The following is a 390-nucleotide window of genomic DNA, read 5'->3' on the forward strand; positions in this document are numbered from 1 at the left end:
GTTTTGGCCCTGGCGGAATTGGTTTTGGAAATGGCGGCTTAAATCGAAAGCCGCCGGGACATTCGATGGATCCCAAAAGAACCTGAAGAAGATGTATCGCTCTGCACGTATGGAAACCGTTCGAATGCGCGGATATGCCTCGCATCGCGTGCATCGCAACTGGGCGGCCAATTATTTTTTCGTGCTTTCGTCCTGCCCAATCGGTCCACGGAATGTCGAGTTCGATTTGCTGATCGAATGCAGCTTCGGCGAGCTCGATTGCGATCCGTCTTATCTGATCCGCATCGATGCCGCATCGAGCAGCAACGGCGTCCGGGCTGTACTCGTCACCTTCGTATCGCTGAGCAATCAATTGAAATGCTGGAACGGCATTTCGACCGTCCGCTAGCT

General features: G+C 53.6%; 1 protein-coding gene. It reads left to right on the forward strand.

Annotated features, from left to right (window positions below; all coding sequences use genetic code 11):
* A partial coding sequence (locus D7X55_RS44000; RefSeq protein ID WP_158626521.1) for a hypothetical protein occupies window positions 1-388 on the forward strand: 388 nt, incomplete at its 5' end.
* Window positions 389-390 lie beyond the last annotated feature (2 nt).

The sequence above is a fragment of the Corallococcus sp. AB049A genome (assembly GCF_003668885.1).
In the GTDB taxonomy this organism is placed as follows: domain Bacteria; phylum Myxococcota; class Myxococcia; order Myxococcales; family Myxococcaceae; genus Corallococcus; species Corallococcus interemptor.